A 19096-nucleotide genomic window follows, 5' to 3' on the forward strand; every position below is an offset into this window, starting at 1 on the left:
CTCCGCGCGGGCGCCCCCTCCTTTTTTTAAAACCCCCCCGGCGGGGGGGGGCCCCGGGGGGGGCGCCGCGGGCGGGGGGGGCGCCCCCGGCCCGGCCGGCCGCGGCCTCTGGGGGCGCTCAGCGGCGCCCGCTGCCGTCATGGAGACGCACGCTCCCCCGCGGTATCCGCGAGGCGGGCACACCCGTCGGGCGGGCGGTGATCACCAGCGTGCCCTCCTCGATCTGGTAGTCGAGCGGCAGCCCGAGGCCCCGCATCGCGGCCACCATGCCGGTGTTGGAGGCCTGGGTGATCGCGTACACGCTCTCGCAGCCGGTCTCGGCCGCCATCGCCATCAGCCGGCGCAGCAGCTCGGCGCCGATACCGCGCTGCTGCCATGCGTCCTCGACCAGCAGTGCGACCTCGGTCTCGTCGCCGTCCCACAGCAGATGACCGAGCGCCACCAGCCTGCCGGAGGCGGTCTCCACGGCCAGGGTGCGGCCGAACCGCGGGCTGAGCAGATGGCCGAGATAGCGGTCCGCGTCGCCGACCGGGCCGTGGTAGCGCAGTCCAAGGGTCTTCGAGGAGCAGCGGTCGTGCATCTCCCGGGCCGCGGCCAGATCGGTGGTGCCGGCGCGGCGGACCGTGATCTCGTTGCCCTCGGGCAGCGTCAGCACGTCGCGCCGCGGGGGCACCCGCTGGCCGAGCCGGGCGTCCAGGTCGACCAGCGCGCGCACCCGGGCGAACTCGGTGGGAGTGAAGGGCAATTGGGGCCTTTCGATGGTGAGCGAACCCCCGGAGGGGTCGCGGAACTTCATCCGGTGTTCGTCCAGCACGCCCTCGGTGGGGACCTGCTCGGCGAGCGGCCGGCCGTGCAGCGAGCGCGCGGGCACCGAATGGATGGTGCAGCGCCCCAGCAACTGCCGGAGCGACAGGGGGAGTTCGGCGGAGTCCAGGGCGGTCCGGGTCGCCAGGCTCAGCATCCGGGTCGGCGCGTCGACGAGATCGTGGGCATCGGCCCGCTCCAGCCAGCTGTGCGCGCCGCCCGCGCCGGCCACCGTACGGGTCAGCGCGTCGGGGGTCAGCGTGGCCGGAGCGCGCAGCAGGAACTCGTCGACCGTGCCGTCGGAGAGCGGATGGGTCTGGAGGCTGAGGATGTCCACCCGGCGCGCGCCCAGCGCCGTGCACAGTGCGGCCAGGCTGCCCGGCTCGTCCCGGACCGTGGTCCGCATGCGCCACAGCACCGTCTCCTGGCCGTCGGCCCCGTGGGCCCGCTCGGCGGACGGCGCCGTGGCGCCGGTATCGGTCGGAGGCGGGGCGTTTCCGTGGCGTCGTGACCACCAGAGGTGGAAACCGGCCGTGGCGAGCACCGCCACCGCGGCGGCGCACAGCAGCAGCGGGCCCGACGGGCCGTGCGTGAGGGTGTGGGCGAGGGCGTCGGCCGCCGCCACGGCCGTGCAGAGCGCGGCCAGTTCGAGGACATGCCGCCGCTGCGGGCGGCGGGCGGAACGGGCAGAGGATGCTTCAGTCATGCACACAAGCCTGGCGGACAGGTATTGCCTGATCGCCAACACATTGTGTCCGACGGGTAAAAGACGCAATCGGCGCATTGGCTCCTACTGTCCTACCCGTCCCGGTTGCAGCACCTTGCTGAACAAGACCTGGCCGCCCTCCTGTCGCAGCCGTACCGTCAGCTCCCCGCTGCCCCCGTCGATGTCGATCTCGCCGAAGTACTGCGGACTCTCCGCGGGGGAGGTGTTGGCACGGTCCGGCGCCTTGATGAACGGCTGCGCCGGCCCGAAGGTTCCGTCCAGCTCCAGCGCCTGGAAGCCGCCCGCGTTGAGCGGCCCCGACACGAACTCCCAGAACGGCTCGAAGTCCTTGAACGCGGCCCGCTCCGGCGCGTAGTGCTGCGCCGAGGTGTAGTGGACGTCCGTCGTGAGCCAGACGGTGCCGGTCACCCGGGCGTGCTTGATGTGCCGCAGCAGCTCGGCCAGCTGCAGCTCACGCCCCAGGGGAGCACCCGGATCGCCCTGCGCCACGGCCTCGAAGTTGGTTTTGCCGTCCGGGACGACCAGGCCCAGCGGCATGTCGGAGGCGATCACCTTCCACACCGCATGCGACCGGGACAGCTCCCGCTTGAGCCAGCGCAGCTGCTCCGCCCCGAGGATGCCCTGCGGGTCATCGGTCTGCCGGCCGGGCGAATTGGCGTTCCGGTAACGGCGCATGTCCAGGACGAAGACATCGAGCAACGGGCCGTGGTGCACCACGCGATAGACCCGGCCTCCCCCACTCCCGGCTCCGCTCGAGCGGGAGGTACCCCCACCGTCGGGCCGCAGCGTACGGATCGGGAAATACTCACTGAAGGCCCGCAGCGACCGCGCGGCCAGCACATCGGTGCGCTTCTCCGTGTACCGGTCGTCGTCGAGCAGTTGCCCCGGGTACCAGTTGTTGTGCACCTCGTGGTCGTCCCACTGCGTGACCGTCGGGACCTGGGCGTTGAAGCGGCGCAGATTCTCGTCGAGCAGGTTGTAGCGGAACGCGCCACGGAACTCCGCGACCGTCTCGGCGACCTTGGACTTCTCCTCGGTCGTCACATTGCGCCAGATCCGGCCGTCCGGCAGCGTCACCCGCTCGGGGATCGGGTTGTCGGCATAGATGTTGTCGCCGCTGCACAGGAAGAAGTCCGGGTTCCGGCGGCGCATGTCCTCGTAGATGCGGTAGCCGCCGCGGTCCGGATTGATGCCCCAGCCCTGGCCGGCCAGGTCGCCGGACCAATGGAAGCGGAGGTCCGCACGGCGTCCCGTCGGGGCCGTGCGGAAGGTGCCGGCGACCGGCTCGCCGGTGCGCCGCGGGTCGTCCGGGTCGGCCAGCAGCACCCGGTAGTGGATCTGCTCACCGGACGGCAGCCCGTGCAGCGAGGTCACGCCGGTGAAGTCCGTGTCCGGCCCGACCACCGGCCCGTGCCAGGACCGGGCGTTGCGGAACGACTCGGTCGCCGCGGTCTGCACCACCATCCGGGCCGGCCGGTCGGACCGCACCCACACCAGCCCCGACGAGGTGGTGACGTCCCCGACCTGGACGCCCCAGTCGGCGCTCGGGCGCCCGCCGCGGGCCTGGGCCGGCGCGGCACCGGGGAGCACGGGCAGTGCCAGCGCCGCCGAACCCGCCGCAGCCCCCTGCAGCAGCGACCGCCGTCCGAAGCCGCCGCCGGATCCCTGGGCCATCTCCAACCTCCATGCCTCGACGACCTTGCCGACCTGTTCGTATCGCTGTCCGGTGCCCCGCAGTCGAACGGACGGTGAACTCCGGCCCGTTCACGGACCACGGAGTGCCGCTGGCCTGTACGGGCCGCGGCCCCGCGACCGCGGGAACCGGGCCATGCTCGCAAGACCGCGGCCCGATCGCCAGGATGCCGCCACGGCACATACGGACCCGATACGCGCCGCCGGAACGGTGGCCCCCGGAGACGGCGATGTCACGGCCGGCCCACCGTGTCGAGGACGACCCGCGCCACCAGCGCCGGATCGTCGTTCATCGGCACATGCCCACAGCCCGGCAGCCGTACCAGCCGGGCGGCCGGGATGGTGTGCTTGGCACGTACGCCCTGGCGGGGGAGGAGCAGCCGGTCGCGGCTGCCCCAGGCGATCGTCACCGGGACGCCGGGCACATCGGAGGTGAACCGCACCTCCCGGCCGGCCGCCAGCGTCGGCGCGAAACCGGGTGCCTCGCGCAGCGCCCGGGTCTCCGCCACGACGGCCTCGGCCGAGCGGCGGCCGGGGTGGGCGTAGATGGTGCCGGTGAGCGACGCCCGGCCGAGGGCGCTCCGGGCCAGCGACTCCACCACCGGCTCGGACAGCGCCTGGGCGCCGGCGTACATCCCGCGCAGCACCCCGAAGGCGTACCGCCGCTCGGCCGCGGTCCAGAAGCCCGCGGGTGAGAGCGCGGTGACCGACCGCGCGGCGCCGGTACGGCCCAGTTCCAGCGCGAGCAGCCCGCCCAGCGAGTTGCCCACCACATGCGGGCGCTCGGCGCCGAGTTCGGTGAACGCCGCGGTGAGCAGCGGGATGACCGACGACAGGTCGTAGGACGAGCCGTCGGGCAGTGCGGGGGAGGCCCCGAACCCCGGCAGGTCGAGCGAGATGACCTCGTGGGAGGCGGCGAGGATGTCGCACACCGGGCGCCAGGCCTGGAGGTGGTGGCCGATGCCGTGCAGCAGGACGACGGGCTCGCCGGCGCCCTTGCGCTCGTAGGCGACCGTGAACGGCGGCCGGTCCGCGGGGCTGACACGGGCGAAAGAAACCGGGGCGGCCATGGGCGAACTCCTCTGATGGTGCGGGACTTTCGGTACTGCCGGGCGTGCGCTGACACGATGCCAGCTGGGACTACCGTTCGGTATGGGGCGGCCGGGATGCGGGGGAATGTGCCGCACCCCACGTCCGCGGGCGGCGCCGCGCCACGGTTTTCCGCTGGACAAGGCCGGGTCGGCCGGGTGGGATGGAGGGGTGCTGAAGGATTCCGCGACCGAGGTCACCGCCGTTTTCGAGGAGCACCGCTCCACACTCTTCGGGGTGGCCTACCGGATGCTCGGCCGGGTGGCCGATGCCGAGGACGTGGTGCAGGACGCCTGGCTGCGCTGGGCGGGCGCGGACCGGGCGGAGGTCCGCGAGCCGCGGGCCTTCCTCGTACGGATCACCACCCGGCTCGCCATCGACCGGCTGCGCCAGGTCCAGTCGCGGCGCGAGTCCTATGTGGGGCCCTGGCTGCCGGAGCCGCTGCGGACCGATCTCGGCGGCACCGCCCCGGACACCGCCGAGCGGGCGGTGTTCACCGAATCGGTCACCCTCGCCGTGCTCGTCGTCCTGGAGTCGCTCTCCCCTCTGGAGCGCGCGGTGTTCGTGCTCCGCGAGGCCTTCGGCTATCCGTACGCGGAGATCGCCACCGTCCTCGACCGCGGTGAGGCCGCGGTCCGCCAACTGGCGGGCCGGGCCCGGCGGCATGTCGAGGAGCGCAAACCGCGCTACGAGGTCGATCCGGACCGGCAGCGGGATCTGACCGAGCGGTTCCTGGCCGCGGCGGCCGGCGACGACCTGGACGGGCTGCTGCGGCTGCTGGCGGCGGACGCCCGGCTGGTCGGGGACAGCGGAGGGAAGGCCAAGGCACCGCTGCGGGTCATCGAGTCCGCGGACAAGGTCGGCCGCTTCCTCTTCGCCGTCACCCGGTCCGTGCCGGCCGGTCTGGAGTTCAGCGTTCTCGAACTCAACGGCGGCATCGCCCTGTTGGCGCGGCTGGACGGGGCGCCGGATGCCGTTCTCCAGTTCGGGATCGTCGACGGCCGCATCCAGACCGTCTATATCGTCCGCAACCCGGACAAGCTGGGATCACTCGCGGGCGGCTGAGCGGCGGCCTGATGGACGGTGGCCCGCCGGAGCCACGGTCGGCTGAGCGGTGGCTCCGCGAGCCTCTGCACCCTTGCCCGGGCCGGGAGTTCGAAGACGTCAGGTGCTGCCCCGGCGGTATTTCTCAGGCTTCCGCGGTCCTCCTCCGTCATGCCCGTTCGGGCCTGACGGGCGGGTGAAACGGATACCGGATTGGTCTTGACCAAGGATGGGGGCGGCCATATCGTCGGGATACTGCAACAACCTTTCATAAAGAAGCGCTCATATTCGGGCGCGCGGCGGGCCCAGATCTCCCGGGCGCGTGCGGCCCGGCTTCCCTGGGGGAGCAGCCCCGGTAACGGCCAGTGCGGAGGACAGGGTGGGGACCACGCAGCTCGAAACGGTGCCGGAGCCGAAGTACTGGCATCTCAAGACCGTGCTCAGCGAGGCGCTGGACTCGGAGTTCGCGGTCGGCGAGATTCTGCCCAACGAACGTGATCTGGCGGCCCGGTTCGGCGTCGCACGGGCCACGCTGCGGCAGGCGCTGGAGCAGCTGGAACTCGAAGGCAGACTGCAGCGCCGCCGTGGCGTGGGCACCACGGTCGCCCCGCCCCGCGTCGGTGTCCCCGTCACCCCCGCCCGTCACACCTGGCCCGGCGCCGCCGGTGACGACTGGCAGCCGGTCGACGCCGTCGAGAGCGAGAGGGTGCCCGCGGCGGTGGCCCGCCTGCTGGAGACGGCCGCCGGCGACCGGGTGCACATCGTCCGCCGCAGCCGGGACACCGAGGGCCGGCCGCTCGCCGCCGAGTTGCTGTACCTCCCGGTGGCCATGGTTCCCGTACGCCCGGAGATCGCCCTGCTGACCGGCCCGGCCCGCGCCTACGCGGTCCTCCAGGAGCTTCAGTCGCTGGAACTGGAAGGCCAGGACCGTACCGTCGAGCTCGGCTCGGCCCGCGCCGAGGACGCCAAGCAGCTGGACCGGCTGCCCGGCGCCCCGGTGCTGGTCGTCACCACCCGCTACGTCTCGGGGGGCCGCACCACGGCCGTCGCGGTCTCCACCTACCGTGCGGACACCTGCCGGCTGACCTTCGGCGAGAGCGAAACGGTCGCGCTGCTCGCGGGCTGAGCCCGCACGGCAGTTGACCGGGTTCGTCGTCGCGCCGGGGCTCAGTGGTGCGCCGTCGTCCGCGCCGGGTTCAACGGTGCGCTGTCAGTGCGCCGCGGTGCGGGGACGGCCCGTCACCGTGCCTTCCACGGCGAAGAGTTCGCCCTCCACGTGGTCGAGCGCGAGCCGCAGCGCCCCGGTGGCCACCGCCGCCTCGCCGAGCTGTGAGAGAGCGACCTGCGGCGGGCGCAGGCAGTAGCGTGCCAACTCCCCGCGCAGGGGCTCCAGTACGCCCGCCAGGCCCGCCGCCCAGCCGCCGATCACCACCAGCTCCGGGTCCAGCGCCAGCACCAGCGCCGCGACATCGTGCACCAGTCGCCGGATGAAGCGGTCCACCGCCTCCCGCGCCTCCGTGTCGCCGTCCCGCGCCGCCGCGAAGACCGCCGCCACCTGCGCCTCGTCCAGCGGATGCAGCGGCTCACCGGTCGTCGACAGCAGCTTCTCCGGTGTCGCCTCCCGGCCCAGCAGATGCAGCGCGCCGATCTCCCCGGCGGCCCCGCCGAAGCCACGGTGCAGCCGGCCGCCGATCAGCGAGCCGGCCCCCGGGCTGAGTCCCGCCAGCACGAAAACGATGTCATCGGTGCCGGTGGCCGCGCCCTGCCAGTGCTCGGCCACCGCGGCGGCGTTCGCGTCGTTCTCGACCAGGACCGGGCAGCGGAACGACCGCCGCAGCCGCTCTCCCAGCGGCAGACCCGTCCAGCCCGGCAGCGCGGTGCTCAGCCGGACGGTGCCGTCCGCCTCCACGATGCCGGGTCCGGCGACCCCGACGGCCCGCAGCGAACTGCGCGGAACGCCCGTACGGCGCAGCAGATCGGCCACCACGGCGCGGACCCGCTCCAGGCGCTCGTCGGCCGGTGCGCTCTGCTCGACCGACCGTTGTGCGGAGTCCAGCACCTGGCCGCCCAGATCGGACAGCAGGGCGGCGACGCGGTGCGGGCCGATCTCGATGCCCAGCAGATGACCGGCCTCCGCACGGAACCGGAACCGGCGGGCCGGCCGCCCCTGGCGACGCGTCTCACCCTCCTCGGCGGCCGCCTCGACCACCAGACCGGTCCCGATGAGCCCCTCGACCACCCCCTCGACCGTCGGCCGGGACAGGCCCGTCGTCCGGACGAGATCGGTGAGCGTGGCGGAGTCCGCGGCGCGCAGCGCATGCAGCACCACCGCGGAGTTGATCCGTCGCAGCAGGGACGGGTCCCCGCCGGTGAGCCGCCCCAACGTCCGTCTCCCTCACTGTGCGTGTGGGGCGGATCGTAGCCGGTCGCAGGGTGCGCGGCGAGTCCCGCGGGAAGGGGCCGGCCCGCCACGGAGCCCGCTCGGTGGGCTCCGGGTCCGCCCGCGCGCGACCGCGGGAAGGCCAATTGTCAGACCCGCGCGGTTTACTGACGGCATGACCATTGACGAGCATCTGACGGTCATCGACCGCATCCGGCTGCGGGAGTTCCCGGCGGCCCCGGGCCGGTCCGCGACGGTCGAGAGCGGACCCGGCTTCCGCATAGCCGGCCTGCGGGTCAGCGGGGAGTTCTGGGACGCGGACGTGACCGAGGTGACGGAGACCGAGGAGGAGTTCACGGCCGAGCTGACGGCGCTGGTGCAGGCGCTGTCGTTACGGTGGGGCCCGCCCGAAACGGTCGATCTCACGGCCTGTTTGGAGCGGACCGCGCAGGGCCTCCCGGTCCGGCCGCCGCTGGACACCCTGTGCGGCTATGTCCCGCGGATGCACACCTGGCGGGTGCAGGGCCGCTGGATCGGCGTGGGGCTGGGGCAGGGCGCCCGCGAGCTGCCGTTCCACCTGCTGGTGGCCGTCGCGGAAGCAGTGCCCTAACGGGAGAACGCGGGGGCGAGCGCCGCGGAGAGGAGGCGGTGCGGGGAGCCGGTGCCGTCGGCGGGGACGGTCCAGAGATCGGAGCCGTAGTCACCCGGCAGGGAGTAGACCAGGGTGTGGCCGTCGCGCCAGACGGCCTGGTCGTCGATGTTGCGGCGTTCGGCGGTCGCGGTCTCGCGCAGGGTGCGCAGATCGAGGACGTAGAGCCGCCAGGGGGCGTCGGGGTCGGCGCCCGCGACGCGCTTCTTGTAGGCGATACGGGTCCCGTCGGGGGACAGCGAGGGGCATTCGACGTTGGAGTGCAGGGCGCGGAGCGTTCTGGTGCTCCGGTCGCCGCGGACGAGATAGGTCTTTCCGCCCGTGGCGGCGGTGGCGTAGAAGCGGTTGTCGTCGGCGAAGGTGACGCCCCAGACGTTGATGTCCGCGGCGCGGACCCGGCGTCCGCCGACGGTCACCGCATAGGTCTCCAGGTTGGCGTCCAGGCGCCGGCCGCGGGTGTCGACGATGGACGTGCGGGTGGAGAAGGCGGTGCCCGCGTAGGAGTCACCGCTGACGAAGACGGTCCAGGCGACGGTGCGGCCGCTGGGGGAGACCCGGGCGCGGGTGGGGGCGCCGGCCAGGTCGTAGTGGCGCAGTTCGCGCAGCCGGTTGTCCAGGAGGACGGCGCGATAGGTGTCCCGGAGCTTGCCGTGCACGGCCTGGAGGCAGATGCCGGTTCCGGCGGCCGCGTGGAACCGCAGACAGTGGACCCCGGACGCGGTGCGCGGGCCGTCGAGCCGCCCGTCCGGCACGGCCGTGATCTCGTCGCGGTGCGGGCCCCAGGCCATGTTGCGGAAGAGGCCGCGGTGCGGAGCGTCCAGGCGTACGGCGCCGGATGTGACCTCCGGCCCACCGGACTGGGCGCGGTCCTTCCGGTCGGCGCGCCCCGCGGCATGCAGGGTCGCGCCGACGGCGACCCCGCCGAGGACGAGGACGGTGCCGAGCAGGAGGAGCAGGCGCGCGGTGCGGCTCAACGGTATGCGGTTCACGGTGTGTGCTCCGAGGGGGAGTCAGGGGCCGCCGCAGATCCGGCCGGACGCAGCAGCCGGGCGCTGAGGACGGCGGCCAGGGCCAGTCCGCCGGCCGCGGTGAGGACGGCGGTGCGGTCGCCCCAGGCGGTCCAGGCGGCGCCGAAGGCGAGCGAGCAGACGAAGCGAGCGGCCGTCTGGCCGGTCTGCACCACCGCCAGACCGCTGCCGCGGGCGTCCTCGGGCACCGCGTCGGCGGTCGCCGCCGCCAACACCCCGTCGGTCGCCGCGTAGAACGCGCCGTGCAGCACGAGGACGCCACAGACCAGCGCCGTGCCGCCGCCGAGGGGAGCCGGCAGCAGCCCGTAGGCACCCAGCAGCAGCAGATGCCCGGCCACGAAGAGCCGCCGGCGGCCGATCCGGTCGGCGATCGCCCCCATCGGGACCGCCAGCGACAGGAACGCCGCGGCGGTGCCCAGCGGGAGCAGCGGAAACCACGCCGCCGGGAGGTCCAGCCGCCGTTGCAGGGCCAGATACAGGAAGGAGTCGCTGACGGTGGTCAGCCCGAGCAGCACGGCGCACGCGGTCAGCCGGCGGACCTGCGGTCGGCGCAGCAGGTCGCGCACCGGCGTCCCGGGCCCGGCCGGTGTTCCTTCGGCGGTGTCCTTCGCGGCGGGCAGGGCGCGGCCGGGGACGAACAGCAGGAGGACGACCACGCCCAGCACGGCGACACAGAAGCTGACCGTGAACACCGCGTCATAGCCCTCCGCCGCGGCCCGCAGCAGCAGGAACGCCACCAGCGGGCCGCACAGCGCGCCCGCGGTGTCCATTGCCCGGTGCACCCCGAACGCCCGGCCGCGGACGGCAGGTTCGGCGGCCAGGGAGATCATCGCGTCCCGTGGCGCGGTCCGCAGCCCCTTGCCGGTCCGGTCCACCGCCAGCACCGCGCCGATCAGCGGCAACGAGTGCACCATCAGCAACAGAGGCTTGCAGAGCGCGGAGAGTCCGTATCCCACCGCGGCCACTGCTTTGTGTCCGCGGCCCCCGCCCCGGTCCGACAGTCGCCCGCCCACCAGCCGGACCAGCGCGCTCACCCCGTTGTAGATCCCGTCCAGCACGCCGAACCCCAGCGGGGACAGCCCGAGTTCGGCGACGAGGTACAGCGGGAGCACGGCCGTGACCATCTCCGACGAGATGTCGGTGATCAGGCTGACGGTGCCCAGGACCAGCACCGTGGAGGGTACGGCGGCTCCGGCGCGGCGGATTCTACCGGCGCGCCGGCCGCCCGGCGTGCCAGAAGCGGAGGGTGCCGGGCGGCCGTCTGCGAGATACACGGGTCAGCCGGCCCAGATTCCGTCGATGTCCTTGGCGTCGGCAGCGTGGCCTGCGTGCGAGGTGCCGTACATGTCCTCGAGGGTGCGCAGCACGTCGTAGTGGTTGTAGGTGGTGGCCGAGGTGGAGCCCGCCTGCACGGACTGGCCGTACAGCACGGTCGGGATGCGGTTGCCGCTGAGCCGGTTGTCCTCGTCGAAGGTGACCAGCAGCAGGCTGTTGTGGGTCTTGGCCCAGTCGGCATAGCTCTTGAGGTTGTTCTTCAGCCAGGTGTCACCGGTGGACACCGAGCAGTCGTGCATGTCACTGCACAGGTTCGGCACCACGAACGACACGGTGGGCAGCTTCGTGAAGTCGCTGGGGAAGGCGCCGAAGGTGTGTGCCGAGTTGGTGGAGACGTTGCTGAAGCCGAACCACGGGTTGTGCTTCTGCGCGTAGTTGCCGCTCTTGCAGGTGGTCGAGCCCTCGGACGGCAGCGACTCGTTGTAGCTCGCCCAGGACCTGCCCGCCGCCGTCAGCTCGGACGCGAGGTTGGGGGCGTCGCTGAACCCCGGGGTGACGCAGCTGTCGTCGGTGACGCCCTGGGTGTCGCCGGAGAAGAGCGCGTAGTAGTTGGGCTGGCTCGGGTGGGTTTCGGCGTAGGAGGCGGTCAGGCCGGCGCCGCCGGAGGCCAGGGAGTTGATGTAGGGGGCGCTGGAGCTGCCGACGACCTGGTCGTAGGCGTGGTTCTCGAAGACCACCACGACGACGTGGTCCGGGGTCGGCACGGCGGTCGTGGCGGCCTCGGCGCCGAAGCCGTTGCCGGCCCAGACGCCGAGACCGGCGGTGGCGAGGGTGAACGCCCCGGCGAGCGCGGTGAGTTTGCGGCGGCCTGAGCGGCGGCTGCGGTGGGAGGCGGGGGATCCGGCGGAGGAAGATGACGCGGGCGTAGCAGGCACGGGAGTCTCCGTACAAGGGGGGAAGGCTGCGCGGGCGGCGCCAGAGTAGAGCTGTCACCCGGGCATGTACATGCCTTCAAGATGGCGCCCGGCCGAACGGCGGACGTCCTTATGCGCCGCCGCCTGCGCCTTAGACGTCGTTTCATGTGGTGAGGAGGCGTTGGCAGATGCGGCCTGCGGCTAGGGCGACGAAGCCGAGGAAGCCATCGGCCTTGATGCCCGACGTGGCCACGAACACGATCGCCGCCGTCGCCTCGCGGTCACCTGCTCGGTGCCGGTCTCCGCCCTGCGGACGCTTCGCCGCCGTCGCCTTGAGAAATCGATGCTGTACGACCTCAATCCGTTCCGGCAACGTGCCGTGCGGGCTGCGGCCTCGGTGTCCGGTGATCGCGGGTCAGTCTTCGGGTGCTGACGAGCCACAGGCAGATGACGGCCAGGGGGGACGAGGGTCAGCAGCATGGGGGCGACCGTGCCCAGGCCTTTCCTCCCGTCCAGGGTTTCGCCGAGGATCAGGAAGAGGACCATGTTGTTTCCGGCGTGGGCCAGGCTCGCGACCCAGACGCTGCCGCTGCGCTGGTACAGCCACATGAGAATGATCTCCTGGAGCTGGAAGGACAGGGTCCACACCGCCAGGCCGATCACCAGGTTTGTGAATTCGACGTAGCCGATGAAGGCGAGTGGAAAGTGCCACGTCGCCCATATCAGCCCCGTGGCGATGGTGGAGGGCACCGTGCGGCCGCTGAAAAGGCGCGGCCTGAGGTAGCTGGTCCAGCCGAATTCCTCGCCCGAGTAGAGGGGGGTCAGGAACAGGGCCACCATCATGAGGCCGAGGACGGTCGCCAGTTCTTTTGTTCCGGGTAAGCCGCCCGGGCCGGACAGGTCCGGGTCCCACAGGCCGAGCGCCGCGGCGAGCGCAAGGGTGGCCGCCGCGATGAGCGGAGGGCCCAGCCAGGCCACGCCGTAGTAGCGCCAGGCCGTCTTGAGGTGGAGTTTCAGTCCGGCGTCGGCGAAGCCTTCGTTCGTGATCCAGCGGCGGACCACCACTGCGGCGATTCCGGGCATACAGAAGCCGGGTAGTTGCAGGAGGGGATGGAGCGGGGACAGGCCCAGGGCCGCTCGCGCGAACAGCAGCCAGAGCCAGGTTCCGGCGAAGGAGATGAGCAGGAAGACCGTCACGCCTTTGCGGGTGACGGCTTTCGTGTGGTCGGTGAGCACTGACTCTTGCCTTTCGTCTTTTTCGGGGTGGGGATTCCGCTATCCGCGTTCGGCATGGCGGGACCTGTGGGTGACTTCTTCTTGCCGGCGCCGTTTCCTCTGCGTCGGTGGTCTCCCCACTCTCACATCAGGCCTGGGGGTTTGGTATCGCTGTCGAGAGCGAATACTGACTCCCTCTATTTCGGGGCGCGTTCTGGCACTTTCGGGGGAGGCAGCTGGGTGCGGCGCCGGGGTACGGTCCGACCGTGGAGAAATTAATTCGCCCGCTTTCGTGCGGGACCGGGTTCCGGGACTGGGTGTTTGCAGCCCTCGGCGCGGCCTTGAGCCTGCCGCCGCTGACGGCGGCGCTGCTGTTCGCGCCGCCGAGCTGGCCGGCGGGGCTCCGTGTGCTGGGCTTCGTGTGTGCGTTCGCCGTGGTGACCGCGGCCATGGGCGCTCCACAGTCGGCCAGGCGCGTGAGTGTGTGGCTGGCCAACGGGCTGCTGGGGGCCGGTCTGCCCGCGCCAGTGGAGACGACGGGACCGCGCTGGGTCAACCGGCTGCGCACCGCGGTGTGGCTGGTGCCGCACATGGTGCTCGGCGGGGTGGTGACGGCGGTCTCCTGCCTGGCCGTGTTCGGAGCCGTGGCGTTTCCCTCGGTCTGGCTGGGCGGTGAGGAGCGCATGACCGTCTTCGGGCTGTCCCTGTGGATCGGGGAGGGGTGGCGGGGGACGTGGGCGTTGCTGCCGGCCATGGGATGTCTGGCGCTTGCGGCCGGGGTCACCCTCGGCGGTGCGGTGCTGCTTCGACGGCTTGCGGCCGTGCTCCTCGGCCACCGGCCCGGCGAGCGGCTGGCCGCCGCCGAGGAACGGATGAACCTGTTGGCGCAACGGAACCGGCTGGCACAGGAATTGCACGATTCGATCGGCCACACCCTGACGGCGTCCACGATCCAGGCCGCGGTGGCGGTTGAGCTGATGGACAGTGACCCGGCGGGGGCCAGGCGCGCACTGAACAGCATTGAGGAGACATCGCGGGCAGCCATGGACGATCTCGATCATGTGCTCGGGATGCTGCGGGAAGAACGGCCGTCCGCAGTGCCCCGGCCGACCCTCGCGGACCTCGGTCCGCTGGTGGAGCGTGTTCGTGGAGCCGGCGCGGAATTGGCAGTGCAGGTTCACGGCGACCTGGCCCTGGTGCCGGCCACGGTGTCGCGGGAGGCGTACCGGGTCGTCCAGGAGGGCCTGACCAACGCACTGCGGCACGGTGGGAAAGCCGGCATCCGGCTGCGGACGACGATGCGGGACGGGTGGCTGGAGCTGGAGCTGACCAATCCGGTCGCTATGAGGGGACCTGCCCGGCAACGGGCCGGGGGACAGGGGGTGCAGGGGATCGGGGACCGGGTGCGGCTGCTGCGGGGAACGACGCACGCCGGAGTCGTGGAGGGCGGCTGCGGAGGCTGCCGCGGTGGGGACTGCGGCGACGGCTGTGGGAGCGGCGTGGGCGGCCGGGACCCGGGGGAGAGACGGTGGCGGCTCCTGGTCCGGATACCGCTACGGTCGGTGTCATGAACGCCTCTGCAGCTCCGGGCCCGGACGTCGAGCCCGTGACCGTGCTCGTCGTGGACGACGACGAACTGACCCGCACCGGTCTGCGGACGCTGCTGTCGGCCAAGCCCGACCTGGACGTGGTGGGCGAGGCCGACGACGGCGCCGAGGTGGTTGCCGTGGTGACCCGGCTGCGACCGGACGTGGTGCTGATGGATGTGCGCATGCCGCGGGTGGACGGGATCGAGGCCACTCGGCGGCTGCGGGCGCTGCCCGATCCGCCGAAGGTCGTGGTGATCACCACGTTTGAGAACGACGAGTACGTCTGGGATGCCCTGCGAGCCGGGGCCAGCGGGTTCATCCGAAAGCGGGCCCCGTCCCAGCAGATTGCGCACGCCATCCGGTTGGTGGCGGCCGGCGACTCCGTGCTGTTCCCGGATGCGGTCCGCCGGATGGCCGCGGGCCGGCCCGTTCGACGAGACGCCTCGGTGACCACTGCGCTCACCGGCCGTGAGACAGAGACGCTGCGTCTCATGGCGCGCGGGCTGTCCAACCAGGACATCGCCGCCCGGATGGTGGTGAGCCTGGAGACCGTGAAGACGCATGTGGGCAATGTGCTGGCGAAGTTGGGCGTCGGCAATCGCACCCAGGCGGTCGTCCTGGCCTTCGAAACCGGGGTGGTCGATCCGGACGGATGGACTGACCAGGACCAGTCACCCACACCGGCCAGGCCCTGATAGCCCACAACAGCAGATCGTCGGACGACACGGTGGAGCCGGGCCCAGACCCGGTCTGGGCTCCAACGGGCGAAACGCCGGTAGGCCGTCTGCCGGCCCGGACCGAAGACCGGAGGCGGCTGCCTCCGGGTGCAGCCCGACGTGGCGACGAACGCACGCGCCGCCGACCCCTCGTGGTCACCTGCTCGACGTCGGCCGCCGCGCTGCGGACGTTCCGTCTCCCTCACAGGCACCACCCGCCTGAAGGGCACCTACAACTTCTCCGGTACCAACCGCTCAACCAGATCCGTCATGCACTGCTCAACGGACAGCAACACCACACAAGAAAACGATGCCTTATGCGCCGTCACCCTCCGCGAACGCCGCCGCGCGCAGCCGCCCGAACTCCTCCGCCATGGTCGCGACCGTCCAATGGGCGTTCAGTCCGCTGGGGTTGGGCAGCGCCCAGATACGGGTGTCTCCCAGTGTGCGCTGCTGTGGCCCGATGGCGGCCTTCTTGTCGTCGAAAGCGACGCGGTACGCCGTGACACCGGCGACGGCGAGCCAACGGGGGCGCAGCCGCGCCACCTTCGCGGCCAGCAGCCGGCCGCCCTCGCGGTACTCCTCCGCGGTCAGTTCATCGGCCTTGGCCGTCGCCCGCGCCACCACATTGGTGATACCGAGGCCGTGCGCGAGCAACTCGTCCTGCTCGGCGGGCCGGAATTGGCGCGGGGTGAAGCCGGCGGCGTGCAGGACGGGCCAGAACCGGTTGCCGGGGCGGGCGAAGTGGTGGCCGGTGGCCGCCGTCATCAGCCCGGGGTTGATCCCGCAGAAGAGCACCCGGAGGCCACTCGCGGCCACGTCCGGAACGACGCGGTCGCGAGCGGCTGCCAGCTCCTCGGGGGTGAAGCCCACGGTCCCTCGCGTCAGAGGATCGAGCCGGGGGTGTACGCCGCGGCCTCCGGGTGCTGCTTGGCGATCTCCTCGATCCGGGCGACGACGGACGCCACCTGGTCGGCCGCCGCACCGGTGAAGGAGAGCTTGTCCGCCATCAGCGCGTCCAGCTCCGCCCGGTCCAGCGGAATCCGCGCGTCCGCGGCGAGCTTGTCCAGCAGCTCGTTGCGCTCCGCGCCCTGCTCGCGCATGGCCAGCGCCGACGCCACCGCGTTCTCCTTGATCGCCTCGTGTGCCTCCTCGCGGCCCACACCGGCGCGCACCGCGCCCATCAGCACCTTCGTCGTGGCGAGGAAGGGCAGGTAGCGGTCCAGCTCGCGGGCGACGACAGCGGGGAAGGCGCCGAACTCGTCGAGCACGGTCAGGAACGTCTCCAGCAGGCCGTCCAGCGCGAAGAACGCGTCCGGCAGCGCGACCCGGCGCACCACGGAGCACGACACATCGCCCTCGTTCCACTGGTCGCCGGAGAGCTCACCGGCCATCGAGGCGTAGCCGCGCAGGATCACCATCAGGCCGTTGACGCGCTCGCAGGACCGGGTGTTCATCTTGTGCGGCATCGCCGAGGAGCCGACCTGGCCGGGCTTGAAGCCTTCGGTGACCAGCTCGTGGCCGGCCATCAGCCGGATGGTCTTGGCGATCGACGACGGGGCGGCGGCCAGCTGCACCAGCGAGGTCACCACGTCGTAGTCCAGCGACCGGGGGTAGACCTGGCCGACGGAGGTGAAGGCCTGGCCGAAGCCCAGGTGCGCGGCGATCCGCTGCTCCAGGTCGGCGAGCTTGGCCGCGTCCCCGCCCAGCAGGTCCAGCATGTCCTGGGCGGTGCCCACGGGGCCCTTGATGCCGCGCAGCGGGTAACGGGAGAGCAGGTCCTCCAGACGCGCGTACGCCACCAGCAGCTCGTCCGCGGCGGTCGCGAAGCGCTTGCCCAGCGTCGTGGTCTGCGCGGCGACGTTGTGCGAGCGGCCCGCCATCACCAGCTCGGCGTGCTGGCCGGCCAGCGAGCCGAGCCGCGCCAGGACGGCGACCGTACGGTCCCGCATCAGCTCCAGCGACAGCCGGACCTGCAGCTGCTCGACGTTCTCGGTGAGGTCGCGGGAGGTCATGCCCTTGTGGACCTGCTCATGGCCGGCCAGGGCGTTGAACTCCTCGATGCGGGCCTTGACGTCGTGCCGGGTGACCTTCTCGCGCTCGGCGATCGAGGCCAGGTCGACGGTCTCCAGGACCCGCTCGTAGTCGGCGAGCGCCTGCTCGGGGACCTCCACCCCCAGGTCCTTCTGGGCACGCAGCACGGCAAGCCACAGCTTCCGCTCCAGCTTGACCTTGTACTCGGGGGACCACAGCACGGCCAGCTCCGCGGAGGCGTAGCGGCCGGCCAGAACATTGGGGATGCGAGGCTTCGCAGACACAGCAGTCACGTGGTCAGAGTCTACTGGCGGTTTGCGCAGGCCAGCGCCCCGGCCCCGGCTGTATGTTCCTCCAAGCCGGGGCCCGGTGGTCCGGAACCCGGCGTCAGCCCTCGTACGGCAGCAGCTCGGGACGCTTCGCCGGACGCCCGTCACCGGAGGACCGGCCGGTGAGCCGCCGGCCTATCCACGGCACCAGATGCTCGCGCGCGAACCGCAGGTCCGCGGTGCGCCGCGCAGCCCAGCCCGGCGGTGCGGCGGCGGGCAGCGGCGCGTCCCAGTCCGCCTCGGCGTCCAGCCCGAGCGCCTGCCAGACGGCCTCCGCCACCCGGCGGTGCCCGTCGGCGTTCAGATGCAGCCGGTCGTCGGCCCACAGCCGCGGATCGGACAGCGCCCGCGATCCGTACAGATCCACGACCACCGCACCGTGCCGCGCGGCCACCTCGTCGATCCGCGCGAACAGCCGCTCCATGCGCGGCCGGAAGCGCTCCAGCACCGGCCCCTTCCGCCCTGGGCTGCGCATCAGCACCAGCTGTCCGCCGCCCCGGGCCAGCAGCCCGGCGGCGTCCTCGAACCGGGCGCAGACCTGGTCCACCTCGCACTTGGGACGCAGTACGTCATTGAGCCCGCCGACCAGCGTCACCAGGTCGGCGCCCATCGCGGCCGCCGGTCCGCACTGCTCGTCGGCGATCTGCCCGATGAGCTTGCCGCGGACCGCGAGATTGGCGTAGCGGAAGCCCGGCCCGGCGTCCGGCTCCCCGGCGGACGGCCGGGCCGCGGCCGCCAGCCGGGCGGCCAGCAGATCGGCCCAGCCGCGGTACGACCCGTCCGCCAGGGCGTCCGACATCCCCTCGGTGAAGCTGTCGCCGACCGCGACGAAACTGGTGTAGCGGGCATTCATCTCCATGGCGCGGTGATCCTACCGTTCGCCGTACCGCGCGGTATGCCTGGTCCCCGGGCTGCGGCGGGCCCCCGCCGTGTACGGTCTGAAGTCGTCCGGATGGCGAGGAAAGAGAGCAGGTGGCCGCGCGATGACTCCCCGCCGGGGCGACGGCCCCGACGCGCCGACGTTCACGGAATCGGCCCGCCGCCAACAGCTCATCGACGCCACCATCGACCTGATCTCCACCCGGGGTTACCCCGCGACCTCGCTGTCGGCGATCGCTGAGCGGGCCGGGCTGTCCAAGGCCGCGGTGCTCTACCACTTCTCCTCGAAGGACAAGCTGACCCGGGCGGCGCTGGAACAGGTGATGGAGCAGTTCAGTGCCTATGTCACCGAGCGGCTGGCGCGGGCGGCCGGCCCGCGGGACGCGATCGTCGCCTATGTGCGGGCGATGATCGGCTACCAGCAGGCCAACCACCGCCAGGTCCGGGTGATCACCGAGATGCTGCTCGACGATGACGGTGGTACCCGGCTCAAGACTCCGGGCTCCCATGACACCCATGGCCGGTGGCAGGCCCTGGCCGATTTGCTGACGGAGGGTCAGCGCGCAGGCGTGCTGCGGGAGTTCAATCCCCAGACCGTCGCGCTGGCGATCGGCGGGGCGATCGACGGGGTGATCGCGCACTGGCTGGCGCACCCGGACCTGGATCTGGACGCCGCGGCCGGGGAGTTGGAGCAGTTCACCCTCAACGCGATCGAGCGCCGGGGCTGACCCG

Annotated in this window: 16 protein-coding genes and 2 pseudogenes; 6 read left to right on the forward strand and 12 right to left on the reverse strand. The window is 72.1% G+C overall.

The window, feature by feature from the left end; genetic code table 11:
* Window positions 1-118: 118 nt before the first annotated feature.
* From ACFW5B_RS23470 to ACFW5B_RS23480, 3 genes are all read right to left on the reverse strand, one after another.
* Window positions 119-1510 (reverse strand): GNAT family N-acetyltransferase, encoded by a 1392-nt coding sequence (locus ACFW5B_RS23470; RefSeq protein WP_386442846.1) that lies wholly within the window; start codon window positions 1508-1510, stop codon window positions 119-121.
* An 84-nt stretch (window positions 1511-1594) separates the two neighbouring features.
* Window positions 1595-3205, reverse strand: a complete 1611-nt coding sequence (locus ACFW5B_RS23475; protein WP_386442849.1) for an alkaline phosphatase D family protein — start codon at window positions 3203-3205, stop codon at window positions 1595-1597.
* 251 nt (window positions 3206-3456) lie between these two features.
* Window positions 3457-4293 carry an alpha/beta fold hydrolase gene (locus ACFW5B_RS23480; protein ID WP_386442852.1) on the reverse strand — a complete coding sequence of 279 codons (837 nt, stop codon included), beginning with the start codon at window positions 4291-4293 and terminating at the stop codon, window positions 3457-3459.
* A gap of 190 nt (window positions 4294-4483) precedes the next feature.
* On the opposite strand from ACFW5B_RS23480, the gene ACFW5B_RS23485 reads away from it, so the two are divergent.
* Window positions 4484-5377 carry an RNA polymerase sigma-70 factor gene (locus ACFW5B_RS23485; protein ID WP_386442855.1) on the forward strand — a complete coding sequence of 298 codons (894 nt, stop codon included), beginning with the start codon at window positions 4484-4486 and terminating at the stop codon, window positions 5375-5377.
* 358 nt (window positions 5378-5735) lie between these two features.
* On the forward strand, window positions 5736-6482 hold the full coding sequence (locus ACFW5B_RS23490) for a GntR family transcriptional regulator (RefSeq protein ID WP_386442857.1): 747 nt from the start codon (window positions 5736-5738) through the stop codon (window positions 6480-6482).
* Window positions 6483-6566: 84 nt separating this feature from the next.
* On the opposite strand, the gene ACFW5B_RS23495 is transcribed toward ACFW5B_RS23490, so the two are convergent.
* Entirely contained in the window at window positions 6567-7739 is a 1173-nt protein-coding gene (locus tag ACFW5B_RS23495) for an ROK family transcriptional regulator (protein ID WP_386442858.1), read from the reverse strand.
* A 172-nt stretch (window positions 7740-7911) separates the two neighbouring features.
* On the opposite strand from ACFW5B_RS23495, the gene ACFW5B_RS23500 reads away from it, so the two are divergent.
* Window positions 7912-8346 (forward strand): hypothetical protein, encoded by a 435-nt coding sequence (locus ACFW5B_RS23500; protein ID WP_386442861.1) that lies wholly within the window; start codon window positions 7912-7914, stop codon window positions 8344-8346.
* Here the strand turns inward: ACFW5B_RS23500 and ACFW5B_RS23505 are convergent.
* From ACFW5B_RS23505 to ACFW5B_RS23525, 5 genes and pseudogenes are all read right to left on the reverse strand, one after another.
* Window positions 8343-9359, reverse strand: a complete 1017-nt coding sequence (locus ACFW5B_RS23505; RefSeq protein WP_386443106.1) for a TolB family protein — start codon at window positions 9357-9359, stop codon at window positions 8343-8345. The two genes, ACFW5B_RS23500 and ACFW5B_RS23505, sit on opposite strands and share 4 nt — an antisense overlap.
* Before the next feature lie 11 nt (window positions 9360-9370).
* Complete coding sequence (locus ACFW5B_RS23510) at window positions 9371-10687, reverse strand: MFS transporter (protein ID WP_386442863.1); 1317 nt, start codon at window positions 10685-10687, stop codon at window positions 9371-9373.
* 3 nt (window positions 10688-10690) lie between these two features.
* Window positions 10691-11623, reverse strand: coding sequence for an alkaline phosphatase family protein (locus ACFW5B_RS23515; protein ID WP_386442866.1), 933 nt, complete (start codon window positions 11621-11623; stop codon window positions 10691-10693).
* 217 nt (window positions 11624-11840) lie between these two features.
* Window positions 11841-11927 (reverse strand): annotated as a pseudogene (locus tag ACFW5B_RS23520) (IS5/IS1182 family transposase); the annotation flags it as partial.
* 275 nt (window positions 11928-12202) lie between these two features.
* Window positions 12203-12685 (reverse strand): annotated as a pseudogene (locus ACFW5B_RS23525) (type II CAAX prenyl endopeptidase Rce1 family protein); the annotation flags it as partial.
* A 449-nt stretch (window positions 12686-13134) separates the two neighbouring features.
* Here ACFW5B_RS23525 and ACFW5B_RS23530 point away from each other — a divergent pair.
* On the forward strand, window positions 13135-14388 hold the full coding sequence (locus ACFW5B_RS23530) for a sensor histidine kinase (protein WP_386442869.1): 1254 nt from the start codon (window positions 13135-13137) through the stop codon (window positions 14386-14388).
* Window positions 14385-15101, forward strand: coding sequence for a response regulator (locus tag ACFW5B_RS23535; protein WP_386442872.1), 717 nt, complete (start codon window positions 14385-14387; stop codon window positions 15099-15101). The genes ACFW5B_RS23530 and ACFW5B_RS23535 overlap by 4 nt, the downstream gene beginning before the upstream one ends.
* A gap of 336 nt (window positions 15102-15437) precedes the next feature.
* Here the strand turns inward: ACFW5B_RS23535 and mug are convergent, their stop codons facing one another.
* The 3 genes from mug to ACFW5B_RS23550 all read right to left on the reverse strand — a co-directional run bounded on the left by mug (window position 15438) and on the right by ACFW5B_RS23550 (window position 18344).
* The gene (gene mug, locus ACFW5B_RS23540) at window positions 15438-15995 is read right to left on the reverse strand and encodes a G/U mismatch-specific DNA glycosylase (protein ID WP_386442875.1); all 558 of its coding nucleotides are present in this window, start codon (window positions 15993-15995) and stop codon (window positions 15438-15440) included.
* 11 nt (window positions 15996-16006) lie between these two features.
* Window positions 16007-17440 (reverse strand): adenylosuccinate lyase, encoded by a 1434-nt coding sequence (gene purB / locus ACFW5B_RS23545; protein ID WP_386443109.1) that lies wholly within the window; start codon window positions 17438-17440, stop codon window positions 16007-16009.
* Window positions 17441-17543: 103 nt separating this feature from the next.
* Window positions 17544-18344 carry an SGNH/GDSL hydrolase family protein gene (locus ACFW5B_RS23550; protein ID WP_386442877.1) on the reverse strand — a complete coding sequence of 267 codons (801 nt, stop codon included), beginning with the start codon at window positions 18342-18344 and terminating at the stop codon, window positions 17544-17546.
* Window positions 18345-18468: 124 nt separating this feature from the next.
* Between ACFW5B_RS23550 and ACFW5B_RS23555 the strand changes: the two genes are divergently transcribed.
* Window positions 18469-19092 carry a TetR/AcrR family transcriptional regulator gene (locus ACFW5B_RS23555; RefSeq protein WP_386442880.1) on the forward strand — a complete coding sequence of 208 codons (624 nt, stop codon included), beginning with the start codon at window positions 18469-18471 and terminating at the stop codon, window positions 19090-19092.
* Window positions 19093-19096 lie beyond the last annotated feature (4 nt).

Origin of the sequence: Streptomyces sp. NPDC058773 (assembly GCF_042746015.1) — a bacterium.
Taxonomy (GTDB): Bacteria; Actinomycetota; Actinomycetes; order Streptomycetales; family Streptomycetaceae; genus Streptomyces.

Excerpts from the sequence above, each read along its gene's own strand:
- ACFW5B_RS23500 (WP_386442861.1), top strand. The coding sequence starts at position 7,912 with ATGACCATTGACGAGCATCTGACGGTCATCGACCGCATCCGGCTGCGG.
- ACFW5B_RS23475 (WP_386442849.1), bottom strand. The coding sequence starts at position 3,205 with ATGGCCCAGGGATCCGGCGGCGGCTTCGGACGGCGGTCGCTGCTGCAG.
- ACFW5B_RS23470 (WP_386442846.1), bottom strand. The coding sequence starts at position 1,510 with ATGACTGAAGCATCCTCTGCCCGTTCCGCCCGCCGCCCGCAGCGGCGG.
- ACFW5B_RS23480 (WP_386442852.1), bottom strand. The coding sequence starts at position 4,293 with ATGGCCGCCCCGGTTTCTTTCGCCCGTGTCAGCCCCGCGGACCGGCCG.
- ACFW5B_RS23550 (WP_386442877.1), bottom strand. The coding sequence starts at position 18,344 with ATGGAGATGAATGCCCGCTACACCAGTTTCGTCGCGGTCGGCGACAGC.
- ACFW5B_RS23555 (WP_386442880.1), top strand. The coding sequence starts at position 18,469 with ATGACTCCCCGCCGGGGCGACGGCCCCGACGCGCCGACGTTCACGGAA.
- ACFW5B_RS23535 (WP_386442872.1), top strand. The coding sequence starts at position 14,385 with ATGAACGCCTCTGCAGCTCCGGGCCCGGACGTCGAGCCCGTGACCGTG.